The sequence below is a fragment of the Phyllobacterium pellucidum genome (genome assembly GCF_013327855.1).
GTDB lineage: Bacteria > Pseudomonadota > Alphaproteobacteria > Rhizobiales > Rhizobiaceae > Phyllobacterium > Phyllobacterium pellucidum.
In genome coordinates this window covers 247,565-265,561 of sequence record NZ_JABUMX010000001.1, presented here as the reverse complement: position 1 = coordinate 265,561, position 17,997 = coordinate 247,565, and the positions used below count along the sequence as shown (strand labels likewise).

General features: G+C 58.3%; 18 protein-coding genes. 15 read left to right on the top strand and 3 right to left on the bottom strand.

Annotation, left to right across the window (positions count from 1 at the left end; genetic code table 11):
* The first annotated feature begins 48 nt into the window (after positions 1 to 48).
* From HQ945_RS01260 to HQ945_RS01250, 3 genes are all read left to right on the top strand, one after another.
* On the top strand, positions 49 to 1,770 hold the full coding sequence (locus HQ945_RS01260) for a type I secretion system permease/ATPase (protein ID WP_091922524.1): 1,722 nt from the start codon (positions 49 to 51) through the stop codon (positions 1,768 to 1,770).
* Positions 1,771 to 1,774: 4 nt separating this feature from the next.
* Complete coding sequence (locus HQ945_RS01255) at positions 1,775 to 3,214, top strand: HlyD family type I secretion periplasmic adaptor subunit (protein ID WP_174207590.1); 1,440 nt, start codon at positions 1,775 to 1,777, stop codon at positions 3,212 to 3,214.
* 95 nt (positions 3,215 to 3,309) lie between these two features.
* Positions 3,310 to 3,588: a transposase gene (locus tag HQ945_RS01250; protein ID WP_027232459.1), complete on the top strand. Its 279-nt coding sequence runs from the start codon at positions 3,310 to 3,312 to the stop codon at positions 3,586 to 3,588.
* Between the two features lie 20 nt (positions 3,589 to 3,608).
* On the opposite strand, the gene HQ945_RS01245 is transcribed toward HQ945_RS01250, so the two are convergent.
* Positions 3,609 to 4,382 carry a LuxR C-terminal-related transcriptional regulator gene (locus tag HQ945_RS01245; RefSeq protein ID WP_175584941.1) on the bottom strand — a complete coding sequence of 258 codons (774 nt, stop codon included), beginning with the start codon at positions 4,380 to 4,382 and terminating at the stop codon, positions 3,609 to 3,611.
* A gap of 146 nt (positions 4,383 to 4,528) precedes the next feature.
* Entirely contained in the window at positions 4,529 to 4,732 is a 204-nt protein-coding gene (locus HQ945_RS01240; protein WP_162737126.1) for a hypothetical protein, read from the bottom strand.
* 380 nt (positions 4,733 to 5,112) lie between these two features.
* Here HQ945_RS01240 and HQ945_RS01235 point away from each other — a divergent pair, with 380 nt between their 5' ends.
* From HQ945_RS01235 to HQ945_RS01215, 5 genes are all read left to right on the top strand, one after another.
* Positions 5,113 to 6,045: an SMP-30/gluconolactonase/LRE family protein gene (locus tag HQ945_RS01235; protein ID WP_113280107.1), complete on the top strand. Its 933-nt coding sequence runs from the start codon at positions 5,113 to 5,115 to the stop codon at positions 6,043 to 6,045.
* A 47-nt stretch (positions 6,046 to 6,092) separates the two neighbouring features.
* Positions 6,093 to 7,217: a sugar ABC transporter substrate-binding protein gene (locus HQ945_RS01230; protein ID WP_425500623.1), complete on the top strand. Its 1,125-nt coding sequence runs from the start codon at positions 6,093 to 6,095 to the stop codon at positions 7,215 to 7,217.
* 85 nt (positions 7,218 to 7,302) lie between these two features.
* Positions 7,303 to 8,802 carry a sugar ABC transporter ATP-binding protein gene (locus tag HQ945_RS01225; RefSeq protein WP_174207863.1) on the top strand — a complete coding sequence of 500 codons (1,500 nt, stop codon included), beginning with the start codon at positions 7,303 to 7,305 and terminating at the stop codon, positions 8,800 to 8,802.
* Positions 8,799 to 9,779, top strand: coding sequence for an ABC transporter permease (locus tag HQ945_RS01220; protein WP_113280106.1), 981 nt, complete (start codon positions 8,799 to 8,801; stop codon positions 9,777 to 9,779). The genes HQ945_RS01225 and HQ945_RS01220 overlap by 4 nt, the downstream gene beginning before the upstream one ends.
* On the top strand, positions 9,776 to 10,762 hold the full coding sequence (locus tag HQ945_RS01215) for an ABC transporter permease (protein ID WP_091922532.1): 987 nt from the start codon (positions 9,776 to 9,778) through the stop codon (positions 10,760 to 10,762). The genes HQ945_RS01220 and HQ945_RS01215 overlap by 4 nt, the downstream gene beginning before the upstream one ends.
* Before the next feature lie 17 nt (positions 10,763 to 10,779).
* Here the strand turns inward: HQ945_RS01215 and HQ945_RS01210 are convergent, their stop codons facing one another.
* The gene (locus HQ945_RS01210) at positions 10,780 to 11,109 is read right to left on the bottom strand and encodes a hypothetical protein (protein ID WP_027232466.1); all 330 of its coding nucleotides are present in this window, start codon (positions 11,107 to 11,109) and stop codon (positions 10,780 to 10,782) included.
* Positions 11,110 to 11,887: 778 nt separating this feature from the next.
* On the opposite strand from HQ945_RS01210, the gene HQ945_RS01205 reads away from it, so the two are divergent.
* From HQ945_RS01205 to nuoE, 7 genes are all read left to right on the top strand, one after another.
* The gene (locus tag HQ945_RS01205) at positions 11,888 to 12,214 is read left to right on the top strand and encodes a DUF982 domain-containing protein (RefSeq protein ID WP_162737125.1); all 327 of its coding nucleotides are present in this window, start codon (positions 11,888 to 11,890) and stop codon (positions 12,212 to 12,214) included.
* Between the two features lie 161 nt (positions 12,215 to 12,375).
* Positions 12,376 to 13,587 (top strand): MFS transporter, encoded by a 1,212-nt coding sequence (locus tag HQ945_RS01200; protein ID WP_174207588.1) that lies wholly within the window; start codon positions 12,376 to 12,378, stop codon positions 13,585 to 13,587.
* A 442-nt stretch (positions 13,588 to 14,029) separates the two neighbouring features.
* Complete coding sequence (locus HQ945_RS01195; protein WP_091922538.1) at positions 14,030 to 14,395, top strand: NADH-quinone oxidoreductase subunit A; 366 nt, start codon at positions 14,030 to 14,032, stop codon at positions 14,393 to 14,395.
* The gene (locus tag HQ945_RS01190; protein WP_027232469.1) at positions 14,386 to 14,967 is read left to right on the top strand and encodes a NuoB/complex I 20 kDa subunit family protein; all 582 of its coding nucleotides are present in this window, start codon (positions 14,386 to 14,388) and stop codon (positions 14,965 to 14,967) included. Before HQ945_RS01195 ends, HQ945_RS01190 begins: the two co-directional genes overlap by 10 nt.
* Positions 14,968 to 14,976: 9 nt before the next feature.
* The gene (locus tag HQ945_RS01185) at positions 14,977 to 15,585 is read left to right on the top strand and encodes an NADH-quinone oxidoreductase subunit C (RefSeq protein WP_091922539.1); all 609 of its coding nucleotides are present in this window, start codon (positions 14,977 to 14,979) and stop codon (positions 15,583 to 15,585) included.
* A 42-nt stretch (positions 15,586 to 15,627) separates the two neighbouring features.
* On the top strand, positions 15,628 to 16,818 hold the full coding sequence (locus HQ945_RS01180) for an NADH-quinone oxidoreductase subunit D (protein ID WP_027232471.1): 1,191 nt from the start codon (positions 15,628 to 15,630) through the stop codon (positions 16,816 to 16,818).
* The gene (gene nuoE / locus HQ945_RS01175) at positions 16,818 to 17,993 is read left to right on the top strand and encodes an NADH-quinone oxidoreductase subunit NuoE (protein WP_174207587.1); all 1,176 of its coding nucleotides are present in this window, start codon (positions 16,818 to 16,820) and stop codon (positions 17,991 to 17,993) included. Before HQ945_RS01180 ends, nuoE begins: the two co-directional genes overlap by 1 nt.
* The last annotated feature ends 4 nt before the right edge of the window (positions 17,994 to 17,997 follow it).

Here is a 17,997-nt window from a genome sequence, read left to right as displayed (position 1 = left end):
TGACCAACCGTCTGCCTTGTCAGTACCCTGCGTATTGAGACCCCGATAATGACAACGAACCTCACACAATCCCAGCGCCAACCGACGCATCTGGTCCTCGCGCTCCGCGCCTGCGCCGGAGCCTTCGGGCTCGTCTTCGTCTATAGTTGCGGCTACAACCTTTTCCTGCTGGCCCCCTCGGTCTACCTCCTGCAAATCTACGATCGCGTGCTGTCGAGCCGTAGTGCCGACACGCTGGTGATGCTGACGTTGATCATTGCGGCAGCCGTGGTTGTGGGTTCAGCGCTCGATATCGTGCGCCGCGCCGCCCTGTCGCGGATCGGCAGCTGGCTCGATCATCGGCTTCGTCCCATGGTACTGACCGCGTCATTCGAATACGCCGCGCGCGCCGATACCGGAACAGCCACCGATTGCTATCGCGATCTTGCGTCGCTGCGCCAGTTTCTCGATTCCCCCGCAAGCGCTCTGCTCTTCGATGTGCCCTGGGCGCCGGTGTTCCTGCTTCTGCTCTTCATGGTGCACCCTTTGCTTGGCGCCATCGGCCTCGTCAGCGCCGTATCGCTGCTGCTGCTTGCGCTGCTGACGGAATTTGCAACACGCGAACCTCTGGCTCATGCGAATTTTGCGCTGGCACGCAGCTATTCCAAGTTCGCAACCGCCCTCAAATACATACAGGTCATTCGCTCGATGGGCATGCAAGACGGCGCAGCGCAAATCGTCTATCGCGACGCCGAACTTGCCCGTAAGGCGCAGGACAGCGCCATGCACCGGACCGAAATCATCCTGGCATTTTCGAAATCGATCCGGACGCTCACGCAGATCCTGGTCATGGGAGCTGCTACCTGGCTTGTTCTTGAAGCCAATAGCAGCCCCGGCATCATCTTCGTCGCAAGCCTTCTGCTTGGCCGCGGGCTCGCGCCGGTCGAAGGGGCAATCGGTGCATGGCGGTCATTTGCCTTTGCCCGCAATGCCTTCAACCGGTTGAACCGAATGCTCATCGCCGTCCAGTCCGGCACTGATGCCCGCATCGTGCCGGTGCCGGAATCGAGCGGCCTCGTACTCGACAATGTTGGCTACAAGCTGCCGTTCAAGGAAAAGAACCTGCTGGAGGGCGTGAATCTTCGCCTAGCGCCTGGCGATTGTGTCGCCTTGATCGGTGCGTCGGGTTCCGGCAAATCCACCCTTGGCCGTATCATGGCAGGCGTCCTGCAGCCGACAAACGGTTGCGCGCTTCTCGGAGGCGTCGATATATCGGCGCTGCGGCTTTGCGGTGGCGCCGGGCATATCGGCTATCTTCCGCAGGATATCGAACTCTTTGGCGGTGCCATCAGAGACGTGATCGGGCGCCTTGACGGTGGCGACGCCAGCAAGGCCATCGAAGCGGCAAAACTTGTCGGGTTGCATGACACCATCATGCGGCTGCCGCAGGGCTACGATACCGACATCGGCGACGGCGGTGCCTTGCTTTTGCGTGCGCAGCGCCAGCAACTTGGATTGGCGCGCGCTGCCTATGGCAATCCCTCATTGGTCGTGCTCGACGATCCGAACTCTAGCCTCGATTTTGACGGTGAGCGCGTATTGTTCAACGCCATCGAGCGGATGAAGGCGCGCCGGATGACTGTCGTCATCATCACCCACCGCATGGGGCTTCTGCCCGTGACCAACAAGATTGCGATCATGCGTAACGGTACGGTCGACGCCTTCGGCGACAGCGATCACATCTACGACACCTATCTCCAGCCGCCGTCACCGGCAGGGACACAAGGATAGAGCCATGGCCCTCGTTCAATCCGAGATTCCGTCACGTATGACCGGAGCACTGAGCGTGATGCGCCGGACCGCTCTAGCCGGCACGAGTCTCAAAAGGCTGCTCAGCTATTCGCCGCAAGGCACGCAGGTCAACACCCTGTTGGCAGCGCCGTCACCCATGTCACGGCTCCGCAGGGTCGCCCTGGTCGGCAACCTCCTGATCGGGGTCTTCATCATCGGCTTCGGCACATGGTCGATTTTCGCACCGCTCAAAAGCGCAGCGATCGCATCCGGGCTGGTCGAGCCGGAGTCGAGCCGCAAGACCATCCAGCATCTGGAGGGCGGCATCGTACGCCAGATCCTCGTCAAGAACGGCGATGCAGTAAAGGCCGGGCAGGTACTCTTCCAGCTTGACGACACGAAATCGCGTTCAGAGCGCGACAGCCTCCAGGGCCAGCTTTGGGATGCCAAGGCGAGTCACGCTCGCCTGCTCGCGGAGCAAAAGAACCTCGACCGTGTCGTGTACCCCATCGATCTTGAAGAGGTTCGCCACAACAACCCATCGGTTGACGGCATCCTCAGCGGTCAACAGCGGATCTTCGAGACTCGCAAACAGGTCCTCCAATCCGAAATTGCGATCACGCAAAAGAAGATGGAGCAGGTGCAGGAGGAAATCACCGGGCTTACGGCGCAAAAGGCTGCGCTGACGGAACGGGTCGAGATCGCCCGACAGGAACTCGAGACCGTAACGCCGCTCGCGATAAAGGGCCTCGAGCGCAAGAGCCGGCTACTCGTTCTTGGCCGGGAGAAAGCCGATCTCGATGGTCAGTTCGGTGAGGTCACCGCGCAGATTTCCCGCGCCTACCAGGTCATCAGCGAAAGCCAGGCATATCTGGTCAAGCTCGAAAGCGATCGCCTCAACGAGGTTTCGCAAGGCATGCGCGACACCGAAACGCAGATCCTGCAGCTGAGTGAACGCCTGCGTGCCATCGACGATCAATTGACGCGGACCTCGATCCGCGCGCCGGAAGACGGCACGATAATGGATTTGCGTGTCCATACGACGGGCGGCGTCATCGGTGAGGGGCAACCCTTGGTCGATCTCGTGCCGCGTGAAGACAAGCTTGTCGTCTCGGCGCGGGTGCGGCCGGAAGACATCAATGTCGTTCATCGCGGCCTGCAGGCGCAAGTCCACCTGCTTCCCTACAATCAACGTCGCGTTCCGCTACTCAAGGGTATCGTCGAATACGTTTCGGCCGACCGTCTTGTCGACAAGCAGACGAGCCAACCCTATTACGCCGCGACCATCCGCGTGACCGACGAACGGCTGGCGAAGATGCGCGATGTGGAGCTCGTTCCGGGCATGCCTGCCCAGGCTCTGATCGAGACCGGCGAAAACAGCGTTGCATTCTACGCGCTGCGTCCCCTCATCGACAGCTTCCACCGCGCGTTCCGCGAAGACTGATATGGGCGTGGGACGGATCAATTCGGGCGGAACACCATGCCGGGTTGTTCCGCCGCATCCGCTTCGCCGGCAGCGGCCATCGAAGGATCGTATCGATGGGTAAGAGAAAGTTCGACGACGATCAAATCACAGGCATTCTGAAAGAACACCAGGCCGGAACGACGGTGGCCGAGGTTTGCCACCGGCACGGTATCAGTGAGCCGACATTCTATCGCTGGCAATCACTGCAGTTCAAGAATGTCGGGTTCGACGCCAGAAGACTGAAAGCATTGGAAGAAGAAAATCAGAAGCTCAAGAAACTGCTCGCCGAGACCATGCTGGCCGCGGCGACGCTGAGTGAAATGCTGGAGAAGACCTCACGCGGAAATGCCTAGAAGCGATTCTACCCAAAGCCTCAGTTGGCCCTGACGTCCTGGTCTGCCATCGCCCTTTGGCCAAGGCGGGCAACGACTTCTGTACGGTTCTGGACCTGCAACTTGCGCATGATGTGCTGCAGATGCATTTTCACCGTGTGGCCCGACAGGTTGAGTTTGCCAGCGATCACCTTGTTGGGGTGTCCACACTGCAATTCTGCGAGCACGTCCGCCTCGCGCGGCGTGAAATCGGCTATCGTCAAATAATCGGTATTAACGCTGATCACCTTGCGCGGCTCGTCTGCAGGCCCGCTGGGCGCAATGATTGCGCGACTGCGCGAAGGTGAGGCGACCAGCGGATGCGGGTAAAACACGCCGCCCGCCAATACAAGGCGCATGCCCGCGAGCGCAACATCGAGTGGAATGGATGTCGTGAAATAACCACGAATGCCCATTTCGAGCGCCTGCGAAGCCACGAACGTATCGTCAGTATTTGATAGAAGTGCGATCGAGGCTTCGGGGAAACGTTCCCTGATTGCGTCGAGATCGTCGTTGAGGCTGGTACTGTCCAGTGTCCGGCCGGCAAGGTCGAGTGCGATAAGCCGCACGTCCATTCCAAGAGCACTATCGAGAGTCTCTATTGAGACCATATCGATAAAGTCCCAGCCAGCGAGCTCATGTTCGAGAAGTCTGACTATTGTCGTCCTTGCCAGTGTATGTTGCTCTATGACGATTACAGTCGGCGCATTACGCGCCTTACGGCGTTTTGTGTCAGAGTTAATGGACACGTGCAGCCCCCCTTGGATTTTTTGCAATCCATTTGCAACACATATTATTCCCGTTCGTGCGTCATGTCATGATAAAAAGGGGATTAACTCCAATCTGGACATAGGTATGCCTCCATAGGGCTATATCCTTTGGCTGATATACAATGGTGCGTGGCGCTTTCCCGGTTGTTGCGTCAGTGCCAGTTTCTGTTATTGCGCGCGCCGTGAAGGCTCGCCTGATTGCTGGTTCGCAGGCCGCAATCGTAATAGCCCGAAGCACATGAGCGTTCCGTCCGCCACACAGCGTTATAACGCGCGCGCCAGTCGCCTTTGGCACTGCTGCAGCCCATAAGCAGGCAAGCTGTAATGAGTGCGGCGATGGCTCTTGCGACTGTCATGCATTTCTCCTTGCCCTTGGAATGAGCTTGTCTCGGGTGGCACGGAACGTGGTAACGCGCTGCATACAGCCTATGCAACTTATAATCGTAAAGACAGGCGTTCCGGCTAACAAAGTCTTGGGCTCTCGATGACGCATATGTTATCTTAGATATAAAATCTCTATTCAGGGGTGGGACGTGTCGCCGGCCGTTACCCGAAAACAATGCTGATAGGACCCGTTACCGCTTGCAACTGCGAGCGTGTTGCGCGCGACGGAATTTCGCTGTCCGGGCGACGCGCTGGCGAGCGCCATGTCGTGAGATGCCTCATGGCGGCATGAGAGGGAAACGTTAAGGCGTCTCGCGTCCAGCGAGACTAACCGGCACGGGAGGGCCGGCGCATGGGAGTGGAACAACATTTTCTTTCGGAAGATGAACGCGGCTTTGCGGGATTCTTTCCCGAGCATGCCAAGCTCGAGCAGATCGCAACCGGTCTTGTCTGGGCCGAGGGGCCTGTGTGGCTGAATGATATCCAGGAACTGCGCTTCTCAGATATCCCCAACAACCGGATGATGACATGGTCAGAAACAAAGGGCGCGCGGGTTTTCAGGCAACCTTCGCAACGTGCCAATGGCCACACGCTCGATGGCGACGGCGCAATGGTATCCTGCGAGCACGGCGGGCGTTGCGTCAGCCGAACCGGCACGGATGGCGCGTATGAGGTTCTTGCAACTCACTGGCAGGGCAAGCGGCTGAATTCGCCGAACGACGTTGTGGTCAAGTCCGACGGCTCAATATGGTTCACCGACCCGCCCTATGGGATCATTTCGGATTACGAGGGCATACGGGCCGACCGCGAGATCGACGGCAACAATGTCTATCGCATCGATCCTGATGCCCGCGCCGTGGAATTGGTGGCCGATGATTTCGACAGGCCCAACGGACTTGCCTTTTCGCCCGACGAGAGCGTCCTTTACATCGCGGATTCAGGCCGGGCCGGCGGATTTGGTTTCGGCTTCGATGATACGCGCCCACATCATGTACGCGCATTGGATGTCGTCGACGGTCGCAAGCTTGGAAAAAGCCGGGTTGTCGCGGTTATCGACATAGTGCCGGATGGATTGCGTGTCGATACGGAGGGCCTTCTGTGGATATCCGCCGCGGACGGCGTCCATTGCTATACGCCGGCGGGCGAAAGGCTCGGCCGCGTTCTGGTCCCGGAGGTTGTCGCCAACCTGACGTTTGGCGGACCGTCCAAATCACGCCTTTTTATAACGGCGACGAGTTCGGTCTACGCGGTGGAGACCAGGAGACAGGGAGTACAGGCACCGTAATCGGCAGGCAACGACAATAAATCAACGGAGGAGGAGCAGAAATGAGCATGATTCTAAAGAGCATGATGATTTCGACAGCGGTCAGTCTGATGATGAGTGTATCCGCCTATGCTGCGGGCCCCGAGGTCGTAAAAGGCCCAAGCAAGGATGCCGAATGCTTCAAGCCGCAAACGTCCGAGACCAAGTTTTTCCAGTGGCCCAAGAAAGAAGGTCCCTATCGCATAGCCCTTGCCAATGGATTTATCGGCAATACCTGGCGCATCCAGATGATCCAGACCGCCAAAGCCTATGCCGCCTTGCCCGAAGTCAAAGCCAAGTTGAAGGAATTCAAGGTCGTCTCGACCGGGGATGATGTCGCCGCACAGATCGCTGCCGTCGATAATTTCATCAATTCCGGCTACGATGCAATTGTTGTCAACGCGCAGAATCCAACCGCCTTCAAACCGGTAATCAAGCGCGCCAATGCCGCCGGCGTCGTGCTCGTCGCATTCGACAACACGCTCGACACGGATGAAGCCGTCAATGTGAATGTCGATCAGAAGGGCCTCGGTGAACTGTGGGGCAATTGGCTGGTCAAGAACGTGCCCGGCAACAAGGGCAAGCTCCTGGAAGTGCGCGGGGTCACCGGTACATCGGTCGACCGCGACCGCCATGAGGGCATTCAGGAAGTCCTGAAGAAGTCCGGCGGTCAATGGGAAACTGTGGAAGTGGTCGGCCGCTGGGATGACGGCACCGCCCAGAAGGTTGTTGCCGATGCCATCGCCGTCCACAAGCATTTCGATGGTGTATCGGTACAGGGCGGCTCGACAGGGACGGTCCGCGCTATGATTGACGCGAAGCATCCGTTCGTGCCCGTCGGCGGCGAAACCGAGAATGGTTTCCGCAAACTATGCGCCGAACGTTCGAAGGATGGGCTGAAATGCACCTCCGCCGGGACCGGGCCAGCCCAGGTCGCGGTTGCCATCAAGACGGCGATAGCCGCGCTCGAGGGCGAGGTCGTGCCGCAGTCGATCTCGCTGCCACTGTCGATTGTCGAGGACCCGAACTTCAAGGACGGCGACAGCTACTATGCGAAGGAGAGCGACAACTTCTTCGTCGGCAATTCCTTCCCGACCTGCGGGATCAACTTCTCGGCGCAGGAGATCATGGGCCAGACGAAGGCTGACCAGTAAGCGGCACCAACCGGGGCGCATTCGCGCCCCGGCTACCCGCGTCTTGGAGGAGGATGACGTGTCGCAACCCGCGCCCATTCTGGAAATGAAGCATGTCTCGAAAAGCTATGGTGGCATAGCGGCCTTGAGCGAGGTGGATTTCGTTGCCTATCCCGGCGAGATTCACGCCATTCTTGGTGAGAACGGCGCAGGGAAATCGACGCTGATCAAGATTGCCGCCGGGGTGACAGACCCGAGTGAAGGCGAACTCTATGTAGAAGGAAAGCGAGTCGATTTCCGCAACCCGACCGAGGCAATGGCGGCGGGCGTGGTTTGCGTCTTTCAGGAATTGTCGCTGCTTCCAGATATGACTGTCGCCGACAATCTTTCAATCGTTTCACCGCCGATGCGGGCGGGTTTGATCGATGCGCGCGCACAGCGCGAACGGGCGCGTGAACTTTTGGCGATGATCGGCTGCGACGACATCCATCCGCTCGAACTCGTGCGCAACCTTCCCTTGTCGCGCCGCCAGATGGTCGAGATTGCCAAGGCTTTGGCAAAACGGCCAAAGCTTTTGATCCTTGACGAAGCGACCTCGGCGCTTACCGCCGCCGACGTGGAACGTGTCTATGCGATCATCCGTAAACTGCGTTCCGAAGGTGTTGGAATACTCTACGTGTCGCACCGGATGCATGAAATTACTGCGCTTGCCGATTGCGCGACGGTTTTCCGCAATGGACGCAAGATCGAGACGTTTGGCATCGGCGAGCGCTCGATGGATGCCATCGTTCAGATGATGATCGGCCGCGAACTCACCCACCACTATCCCGAAAAGCCCGCCGCCGATCTTTCGGCGCCCGTGGCTCTGTCGGTTCGCAACCTTTCCTGGGCGGAGCAATTAAGGGACATCTCTCTCGACGTTCGAAAGGGCGAGATCGTCGGGCTGGGAGGGCTCGATGGCCAGGGCCAGCGCTCGCTGCTTTTTGCATTGTTTGGCGTTTTGAAGGGCGTATCGGGAACAGTTGAGGTTCTGGGCAAGCAGCAACGGCTGTCCAGCCCGCGCGCGGCCCTAAGGGCGGGGCTGCCGCTTGCCCTCATTCCGGAAGACAGGAAAACCGAAGGGTTGATGCTGCCGATGAACATTCGCGACAACATAAGCCTTGCTTCGCTGTCGCGGTTCCAAAAAGGGCTTCGCTTTGACCGCAGCGCAGAACATGCGGCGGTCGAGCAGATGATCAGGAGCCTGAAGATCAAGGTCAGCGATCTTGCGGCCGCCGTCAGCACGCTTTCCGGCGGCAACCAGCAAAAGGTCGTGCTGGCGAAATGGCTCATGACCGGGCCCGGGATCATTCTCTTGAACGATCCGACCCGTGGCATTGACGTTGGCACGAAGCAGGAAATCTACAAGCTGCTGCGCGATCTTGCCGATAGTGGCGTCGCGATCCTCTACTACTCGACCGATTACGCCGAGCTCATCGGCTGCTGCGACCGGGTGCTGGTGATGTATGGCGGCAGGATAGCGCGCGAACTTTTCGGTCGCGACCTCAACGAGCGAAATATCATCGAGACAGCGCTGAACGTGAATGGCAAGGAGCAGGCCGCATGAGCAATCTTCGCCATCATATCTCGCACAATGCCGGTCTCCTGGGCGCGATTGCCCTCTTCATTTTGATGTTCACCATATACACCTCGAATCATCCGGTGGGTCTGAACGCCGCTGTTGCCGCAACGGCGGCGAACAAGGCGGTGCTGCTCGCACTTGTGGCCATGGCCCAGACCCTGCCAGTGTTGACGCGCGGGCTCGATCTTTCTGTCGGGATGATATTCATCCTTGCCAATTGCCTGGCCTCGGCGATCGTGGTCGGCACATTGGGCGAGGGGCTGCTCGGTGCTGTGGCCGTCCTTGCCGTCGGCGCCGCCGCTGGCTTCCTCAATGGTGCCATCGTCGTCTGGGGCAGGCTTCAGCCTATCATCACCACACTCGCCACGGGGGCGATTTTCTACGGCATCGCGCTTTACATCAGGCCGGGCCCCGGCGGAGATGTGCAGTCCGACCTCGCGGATTTTGCGACCGGCCAGCTTTTCGGAGTGATTCCGACCGCATTGGTTGTTCTCCTGGCCGTTGTCGTGCTGGTCTGGTTGCCCTATCGCAGCTCGGTTCTCGGCCGCGCGGCCTATGCCGTAGGTTCAAATGAGCAAGCGGCGTATATGTCGGGCGTGCCGGTCCAACGCGCCAAACTGCTCGCCTATACGCTCGCGGGTTTTCTCGCCGCACTTGGCGGCCTGATGCTGACCTTCAACACCTATTCGGGAGAGGCATCCGCGCCGATAGCCGGCTCCTATACGCTGAACTCGATCGCTTCTGTTGTGATCGGCGGAACGTCGCTCTTTGGCGGATGGGGATCCGCCATCGGCTCCATTTTCGGGGCATTCGTGCTGCGCACAATCGAGGACCTGCTTTTCGTCTTCAATCTCGATCCGCTCTGGCAGCCATTGTTTCAGGGCGTCGTGCTTCTTGCTGCCGTCAGCCTCGGCGCCATCCGCGTGCTGCGCATTCGCAACCGGCTGGAGCTTTTCGCATGAACGATCAGAAGCTTCAGGCCGGCACTGTCCCGATCCTCCGGTTTACACTCGACCGCTCCGTCATCATTGCGTTCGGCTGCATCGTCTTGATGCTGCTTGGCGGCGCACTCTATTCGCGCGAGTTTCTTTCTCCGGAATATCTCCTGCAGCAACTGCAGATCAGCGCGTTTCTTGGCATTATCGCCTCGGGCGCAATGATGGTTATTCTCATCGGTCACATCGATTTGTCGATACCCTGGACCGTCACGCTAGGAGCCATGATGGCGACGGCTGTCGCCGGCTGGTTCGGCGACATCGGCAATGTCGTCGCGATTCCGGTCGGCGTGCTTTGCGGCGCGCTTGTCGGCCTGCTCAACGGACTCGGCGTCGCCTATTTGCGATTGCCGTCGATGATCTTCACGTTGGGCATGAATGCGGTCGTCCAAGGTCTCATGGTGCTGCACACCGGCGGCTTCGCACCGCAGGATCATGCAACCGACGCGATGCACTTCATGGCAGTCGGGCGCTTGTTCTTCGGCTTTCCCAACGCGCTTTTCATCTGGATCATCGTCGGCGGGTTCACCACCTATCTTTTAACCCGAACCGCCTTCGGGCGTCGGGTCTATGCGGTCGGCAATCGCGAATCGGCGGCATATCTTTCAGGCGTGAACACCAATGGCGTCATCATCTGGTGTTTCGTGCTCTCCGGTGCCGCGGCGGCTTTTGCAGGTGTTTTATTGGCCGGCTATTCGACCAAGGCCTATCAGGCGATGGGAGATCCCTATCTTCTGCCGGCCATTGCGGCCGTTGTGCTTGGCGGAACAAATATCCTTGGCGGCAAGGGCAATTATCTCGGCACGATCGCCGGCGTTATCCTGATAACGCTGCTGCAATCGATCCTGGCTGTGATGCAAATGCCGGAGGCAGGGCGCCAGATCATCTACGGCGTCGTCATTCTTGTCATGTTGCTCGGTTACGGACGCGGCGAGATCGACCGGAAATAGTCAATGAAATAATATTACTAGCGGTTGTATTCCTCGACGAGGCTTTCGACCTTCGCCTCCCCATCGGCGAGAAGCTTGATGCAGTCACCGCGCTCTACCCGGGTCGCGGGTTTGATGGTGCCGTTCTTCAGACCGCTATCGAGATCTGCAACGTCCTGCATACTGTAGGTTGTGTTTGATTCCAGCCGTTCGATCCAGCGCCGGGTCGAGTCGCGCTTCGATCTGTACAGCGGATCGCCACATGCATAGGACAATCTGAGCAGGTCGAACTGGGCCTGCATGACGGCATCACCCTTGTCTACCTTTCCAGCAGTGAGGGCCAAGCCCAGCAGTATCGTTATCAGCATGCGCAAGTCCCCCGAGTCACGCGTTTTCACAAAACGCTAACCTAGGGGTAAAAGCCGAACAACCTAATCGGATGGGTGATGCGCAACTACATCCAAAGGACTAGATGGGGATGTGTGCTCATGAGTGAGGCCCAGATTGCCACACAGCGTTTGGTGCCATGGACGATACTGGGCCTCGATCGGGATATCTGAAACGGGTTCAAATAACGCTCCCGACACTACAATAACGCGGAAACCAGACATTGGTTGCGCACTTAGAGCTATTTTGAGAAAAATGAGGCTCGACGATGCGCCACTCACGTCGATGGCAATCGTCGAGCCTCCATGGGCCGGGGGAGGGCTTACACCCACCCTGATACTTTCGATTTAGGCTGTCAAATCACATTCCGGTACAAATCACCGGAAATTGTCACTTCCGACCGTGACCGTGGCTCCACCGCTTGACCAGATAAACCAGTGTTCCGGTCCAGGCTACTGCCGTAAGCATCGCCAGGATGAGAGCAAAGTGACTGTTCATTGCTGCATAAGTCCTTCTTCAATGGAGCCGGCCGAATATCAGCAAACGTTCCTGGAGCCAACCCCTTTGTGAACGCGGTCTTTCCGACTCACAAAATTGTCATGCCATGCAATCCACTAATCAAACGCATTTCAACTGCTTTGGTTCAATACGAACCGAATTCTACTGTAAGTAGATCTTAAATGGTCCCGGGGAGCCTCCGGAACCATTCCTATTGCCCCGCATTCTTGTGTTATGCGTGATCAATCCTTTGAACATGTAATGATCAAATCACCGCGCTCCGGCACGATTATGAACGTGTCTTCGGTTAAGCAGGCTGCGGACCTGTTGAAGCATTGCTGGACGAAACAATGCGGCCCTCTCTACGAAGAAGCAAAAGCCGTATGTGCCAAGGCTTTGGATGGTGAAGCAACCGCCAGAGCGGCTCGTTTCGCATTCGTTGAAGCAGCCAAGGAAGTCGATGCGTTCGTCGAGGAAAAGACCGAAGCGTCAGCCGCCCACCGTCCAGCCAACGACAAGGTGAACGCCGCAGCCTTTTCGGTTGAGGACGAGGCGGCCCAGCCTCACCATCACGATCGGGCAAGGTGATTGATTCAACCGGACGGCGAGGCGGACACCCTCTTCGCCGGCTTTCGCACGCTTAACTCGCAGTTCCAGCGGAAATGCATCGCTGCATTGCACAATCGTCATTTGTTTAACGTGCTACGCTATGCAGGATCGGTACTTTCTCAAGACTCGCGGTCCTTCCCATGCCTTTGCCGATTCTCGCCTTAGCTATCGCCTCGTTCTGTATTGGAACGACCGAATTCGTGATCATGGGCCTGTTGCCTGAGGTTGCTGCTGATCTCGGCGTTTCCATTCCGCATGCAGGCCTGCTGGTGACAGGCTATGCTCTCGGCGTCGTCGTCGGTGCACCCATCATTGCCATCGCCACGGCATCGCTGCCGCGCAAGCCCGTACTCGTCGGACTTGCCATGCTGTTCGTCATTGGCAATTTCCTTTGTGCCATCGCACCGAACTACTGGATGCTGATGGTCGCGCGCGTCTTTACCGCCTTCGGTCATGGCGCATTTTTTGGTATCGGTTCGGTCGTTGCGGCAAATCTCGTTCCCCGGCACAAGCGCGCGAGCGCGATTGCGCTGCTCTTTGCCGGCCTGACGCTTGCCAACATTCTCGGTGTACCGTTGGGGACTGCACTTGGCGAAGCCTATGGCTGGCGTTCCACCTTCTTTGCAGTTGTGGCGATCGGCATCGCTGCCGTCATTGCCATCGCCTTCCTCGTCCCCGCAGCGAAGGATACGGACAAGGGCGCGGGCATCCTCAGCGAAATCAGGGTGCTTGGCAAGTTGCAGGTATGGCTTGCCATGCTGATATCGGCGCTTGCCTCGGGCAGCCTGTTTGCGGTCTTCACTTATATCAAGCCAATTCTGACCGACGTCTCTGGCCTCCCGGCCCCGTCGGTCACCTGGGTGCTGCTGCTCTTCGGTGCGGGAATTACGCTCGGCAATATCCTGGGCGGCAGGCTCGCCGACTGGAAGCTGATGCCGACGGTGATTGGCTCCCTGCTTGCACTTGTCTTCGTCTATATCGTCTTTGCCGGGGTCAGCACATACCAGTTTGCCGCGATCTCCGGCGTCTTCCTCTGGGGCCTGATCTTTTTCATCGCCATTCCGCCGCTGCAGATGCGCGTGGTGGAAACGGCTGCGGACGCGCCTAATCTTGCGGCGACGCTCAACCAGAGCGCGTTCAATGTGGGCAACGCGGCGGGAGCGTGGATTGGCGGCGTCGCGCTGACAATCGGGGTCTCCTATCAGAATCTGCCCTATGTGGCTTCGCTGTTGGCCGCGACCGGACTTGCGGTGGCAACCTGGTCGATGCTGCTCGACAGGAAGCAGCACCGCCAAAAGGCCCTCAGCGAAGAAGGGCAGGGCCTCGGTCTCGAGCCATTGGCAGGTGTTTGAAACCAACACTACTGTACCCTGTTTGGTACTGAGGCACAGGCGCTTGCGCCCTGTTGGCGCGCGCTTCAGGGATCGCGGCGTTTAAGGGGTTAAATCGTTTATAGGACCGAATGTCGCAGTCAGATATCTCTCGTCCCGCAGGCCCGAAAGCGCGGGACACATTAACATCATTCTAAAGAGGCATTCGCGGCCTATTTGGCGCGAAAACAAGGCAAAACATGCAGAAATTGACGATTTTGGAGCAAGTGGACACTGCGGAAGCTGGAACTTGCGAACAGATTTGCGGCCATCGTCGCACTTGCGCCCATGGCGCTAACGCGCTAACCCTCGCCGCATCGCACCATCTTCCGGGATAGTGTGATCTGTCGCGTATAAGTGGCAGTCATGTGCATAACATGGCATTCTTGTCAGCCTGAGTTCACAAGGCGGAAAAAGACGGATCATGAACGAGCTATTAAGTTCCTACCTGCCCATCGTTATCTTTATCGGGGTAGCGCTGGTAATCGGTCTGGCACTGTTGGTTGCGCCTTTTCTGGTCGCATACAGTGCGCCGGATCCGGAAAAACTGTCGGCCTACGAGTGCGGTTTCAACGCGTTCGACGACGCCCGCATGAAGTTCGATGTGCGGTTCTATCTCGTTTCGATCCTGTTCATCATCTTCGATCTGGAAGTGGCCTTCCTGTTCCCGTGGGCGATATCCTTCGGCAAGATTGGCTGGTTCGGCTTCTGGTCCATGATGGTGTTTCTAGCCGTTCTGACGATCGGCTTTATCTATGAGTGGAAGAAGGGAGCGCTGGAATGGGATTGACCGACGGCACCACCACCCTCGTTGCACCAAAACCCAAGGGCATCCTCGATCCCAACACCGGCAAGCCGATAGGTTCGGATGATGCATTCTTCGGCGAAATCAACAATGAACTTGCCGACAAGGGCTTCCTCGTCACTTCGGCTGACGCGCTGGTAACCTGGGCGCGCACCGGATCGTTGATGTGGATGACGTTCGGCCTGGCGTGCTGCGCCGTCGAGATGATGCACACGTCGATGCCGCGGTACGACGGCGAGCGTTTCGGCTTTGCGCCGCGCGCTTCCCCGCGCCAGTCGGATGTCATGATCGTTGCGGGCACGCTTACCAACAAGATGGCGCCGGCGCTGCGCAAGGTCTACGACCAGATGCCTGAGCCGCGCTATGTCATCTCGATGGGCTCCTGCGCCAATGGCGGCGGCTATTATCACTACTCTTATTCCGTGGTGCGCGGCTGCGACCGTGTCGTTCCTGTCGATATCTATGTGCCCGGCTGTCCGCCCACCGCGGAAGCGCTTCTTTACGGCGTTTTGCTCCTGCAAAAGAAGATCCGCCGCACCGGCACGATCGAGCGATAGGAGAGGGCGATGTTCGAAGAAGCCTTGGGTGAACTCTCCCGCCATCTCGGCGAACAGCCGTCACTGGGAATAAAGTCCGCCGAACTCGTCTATGGCGAGCTGACGATCGAGGTTGGCGGCGACAAGCTGATCGATACACTGACGTTCCTGCGTGACGACGTACAATGCCAGTTCATTTCGCTGATCGACATCAGCGGTGTGGATTATCCGTCACGCGAGCATCGCTTCGACGTCGTCTATCACCTCTTGTCCCCGCGCCAGAACCTGCGCATCCGCGTCAAGGTCGCAACCGACGAGGATACCCCGGTTCCCTCAGCGACAGCGGTCTATCCCGGTGCCGATTGGTACGAGCGCGAAACCTACGATCTTTACGGCGTGCTCTTTTCGGGTCATCCGGATCTTCGCCGCATCCTCACCGACTACGGCTTCGAGGGGCATCCGCTGCGGAAGGATTTCCCGCTGACCGGGTTTGTCGAAGTGCGCTACGACGACGAGATCAAGCGGGTCGTTTACGAGCCTGTCGAACTTCGCCAGGAATTTCGCAATTTCGACTTCCAGTCGCCATGGGAAGGCACGGATTACGTGCTGCCGGGCGATGAGAAGGCGAAGACAAATTGAGCGTGTTGATGAGACTGTGTCTCCCATCTCGCGGAGCAAGCCATGACTGAACATAGCGTCCGTAACTTTAACATCAACTTCGGCCCGCAACATCCTGCGGCGCATGGCGTTTTGCGCCTCGTGCTCGAGCTTGACGGTGAGGTGGTCGAGCGCGTCGATCCGCACATCGGTCTCCTGCATCGCGGCACCGAAAAGTTAATGGAAGCCAAGACTTACCTGCAGGCCGTGCCCTATCTCGATCGGCTCGACTACGTGGCTCCGATGAATCAGGAGCATGCCTATGCGCTTGCCGTCGAGCGCCTGCTTGAGATCGAGGTGCCGAGGCGCGGTCAGCTTATCCGTGTGCTTTTTTCCGAGATAGGGCGCATTCTATCACACCTTTTGAACGTGACGACGCAGGCCATGGACGTTGGCGCGCTGACGCCGCCGCTCTGGGGTTTTGAAGAGCGCGAAAAGCTGATGGTGTTCTACGAGCGGGCGTGCGGCGCGCGCATGCACGCCGCCTATTTCCGGCCAGGTGGTGTTCATCAGGACATCCCGGATAAACTCGTCGAAGACATCGGCAAATGGTGCGATCCGTTCCTTCAGACAGTAAAGAACCTCGACGATCTGATCACGCCAAACCGCATTTTCAAGCAGCGCAATGTCGATATCGGCGTCGTTACGCTTGAGGATGCGTGGGCATGGGGTTTCTCCGGTGTCATGGTGCGCGGTTCGGGCGCCGCATGGGATCTGCGAAAGTCGCAGCCCTATGAATGTTACGCCGAGATGGAGTTCGATATTCCCATCGGCAAGAATGGCGATTGCTATGATCGTTATCTAATCCGCATGGAGGAGATGCGCCAGTCTGTGCGGATCATGCGCCAGTGCGTCGACCTTTTGCTTGGCAAGGAGCGTGTTGGTCCGGTATCGAACACCTCGGCTAAGATCGTACCGCCGAAGCGCGGCGAGATGAAGCGTTCGATGGAAGCGCTGATCCATCACTTCAAGCTCTACACGGAAGGCTATCACGTCCCCGCCGGGGAGGTTTATGCAGCCGTGGAAGCGCCCAAGGGCGAGTTCGGCGTTTTCCTCGTCTCGGACGGGTCCAACAAGCCGTACCGCGTGAAATTGCGCGCACCAGGCTTTGCCCATCTCCAGGCCATGGACTTCATGTGTCGTGGCCACATGCTCGCCGACGTATCGGCGGTGCTCGGCTCGCTCGATATCGTATTTGGTGAGGTTGATCGTTAATGTCCGTCCGTCGTCTTGCAGAAGATAATATCCAGCCAGCGGCATTCGCGTTCAATCGCGAAAACAGTGCCTGGGCCGAGAAAGCGATTGCCAAATATCCGAAGGGGCGTGAGCAGTCGGCTGTTATCCCCTTGCTGATGCGCGCGCAGGAGCAGGATGGCTGGGTCACGAAGGCAGCGATCGAACATGTCGCCGGCATGCTCGACATGCCGCTGATCCGCGTGCTCGAAGTCGCCACCTTCTATACGCAGTTCCAGTTGAAGCCGGTCGGAACGCGGGCGCACATTCAGGTATGCGGCACCACGCCATGCATGCTGCGGGGAGCGGACGAGCTCAAGCGCGTCTGCCAGCACAAGATTCACCACGAGCAGTTCCACACCAACGAAGCCGGCACGCTGTCGTGGGAAGAGGTCGAGTGCCTTGGCGCGTGCGTCAATGCTCCGATGGTCATGGTGTTCAAGGACACCTATGAGGATCTAACGCCGGACCGCCTCGAGGAAATCATCGATGCCTTCGAGGCTGGCAACGGAGCCTCGGTCCCGGTAGGACCGCAGATTGACCGCATCTTCTCGGCACCCGAGGGCGGCCTCACATCGCTGACCGATGGAAATGGTGCCGCCACGCCGAAGAGCGCAGGACAGGCTGCCCCGGATAGCGCATCCATACCGCCGTCGAACGCGGCAAAGCCCGTTACGCACGACGAAACGACCAATGCGGCGATCAAGTCGCCATCAAGGGTGAAGGCTACGAAGGCGGCCGAGGATGCGACGTCGAAGCCGGCAGCAAAGCCTGTTGCTGCACGTACCATCAAGAACCCTCCGATCGCGGAAGGTTCGCTCGGTGAGAAGCCTGACGTCCAGGGCGTAGATATCGCCGCAAAGCCTGTTTCGCTGGAAGACAAGAGCCGCCCGGCCGCAATCGAAAGACCGGCCGTCATAGACGATCTGAAGCTGATTGCAGGCGTTGGCCCGAAGATTGAAGATATTTTGCATGAGCTTGGCATTTTCACCTTCGCCCAGGTCGCTGCCTGGAAGAAGGCCGAGCGGGAGTGGGTCGACAACTACCTGAACTTCAAGGGCCGCATAGAGCGCGACGAATGGGTCAAGCAAGCCAAGGCTTTGGCCAAGGGCGGCGAAGCGGAATACATCAAGGTTTTCGGCAAGAAGCCGAGATGATCAA

Coding starts and splice junctions, on each gene's coding strand:
- HQ945_RS01230 (WP_425500623.1), top strand. CDS start 6,093: ATGATTCTAAAGAGCATGATGATTTCGACAGCGGTCAGTCTGATGATG.
- HQ945_RS01240 (WP_162737126.1), bottom strand. CDS start 4,732: ATGACAGTCGCAAGAGCCATCGCCGCACTCATTACAGCTTGCCTGCTT.
- HQ945_RS01210 (WP_027232466.1), bottom strand. CDS start 11,109: ATGCTGATAACGATACTGCTGGGCTTGGCCCTCACTGCTGGAAAGGTA.
- HQ945_RS01235 (WP_113280107.1), top strand. CDS start 5,113: ATGGGAGTGGAACAACATTTTCTTTCGGAAGATGAACGCGGCTTTGCG.
- HQ945_RS01195 (WP_091922538.1), top strand. CDS start 14,030: ATGAACGAGCTATTAAGTTCCTACCTGCCCATCGTTATCTTTATCGGG.
- HQ945_RS01180 (WP_027232471.1), top strand. CDS start 15,628: ATGACTGAACATAGCGTCCGTAACTTTAACATCAACTTCGGCCCGCAA.
- HQ945_RS01205 (WP_162737125.1), top strand. CDS start 11,888: ATGATCAAATCACCGCGCTCCGGCACGATTATGAACGTGTCTTCGGTT.
- HQ945_RS01260 (WP_091922524.1), top strand. CDS start 49: ATGACAACGAACCTCACACAATCCCAGCGCCAACCGACGCATCTGGTC.
- HQ945_RS01200 (WP_174207588.1), top strand. CDS start 12,376: ATGCCTTTGCCGATTCTCGCCTTAGCTATCGCCTCGTTCTGTATTGGA.
- HQ945_RS01220 (WP_113280106.1), top strand. CDS start 8,799: ATGAGCAATCTTCGCCATCATATCTCGCACAATGCCGGTCTCCTGGGC.
- HQ945_RS01255 (WP_174207590.1), top strand. CDS start 1,775: ATGGCCCTCGTTCAATCCGAGATTCCGTCACGTATGACCGGAGCACTG.
- HQ945_RS01185 (WP_091922539.1), top strand. CDS start 14,977: ATGTTCGAAGAAGCCTTGGGTGAACTCTCCCGCCATCTCGGCGAACAG.
- HQ945_RS01225 (WP_174207863.1), top strand. CDS start 7,303: ATGAAGCATGTCTCGAAAAGCTATGGTGGCATAGCGGCCTTGAGCGAG.
- HQ945_RS01250 (WP_027232459.1), top strand. CDS start 3,310: ATGGGTAAGAGAAAGTTCGACGACGATCAAATCACAGGCATTCTGAAA.
- nuoE (WP_174207587.1), top strand. CDS start 16,818: ATGTCCGTCCGTCGTCTTGCAGAAGATAATATCCAGCCAGCGGCATTC.
- HQ945_RS01215 (WP_091922532.1), top strand. CDS start 9,776: ATGAACGATCAGAAGCTTCAGGCCGGCACTGTCCCGATCCTCCGGTTT.
- HQ945_RS01190 (WP_027232469.1), top strand. CDS start 14,386: ATGGGATTGACCGACGGCACCACCACCCTCGTTGCACCAAAACCCAAG.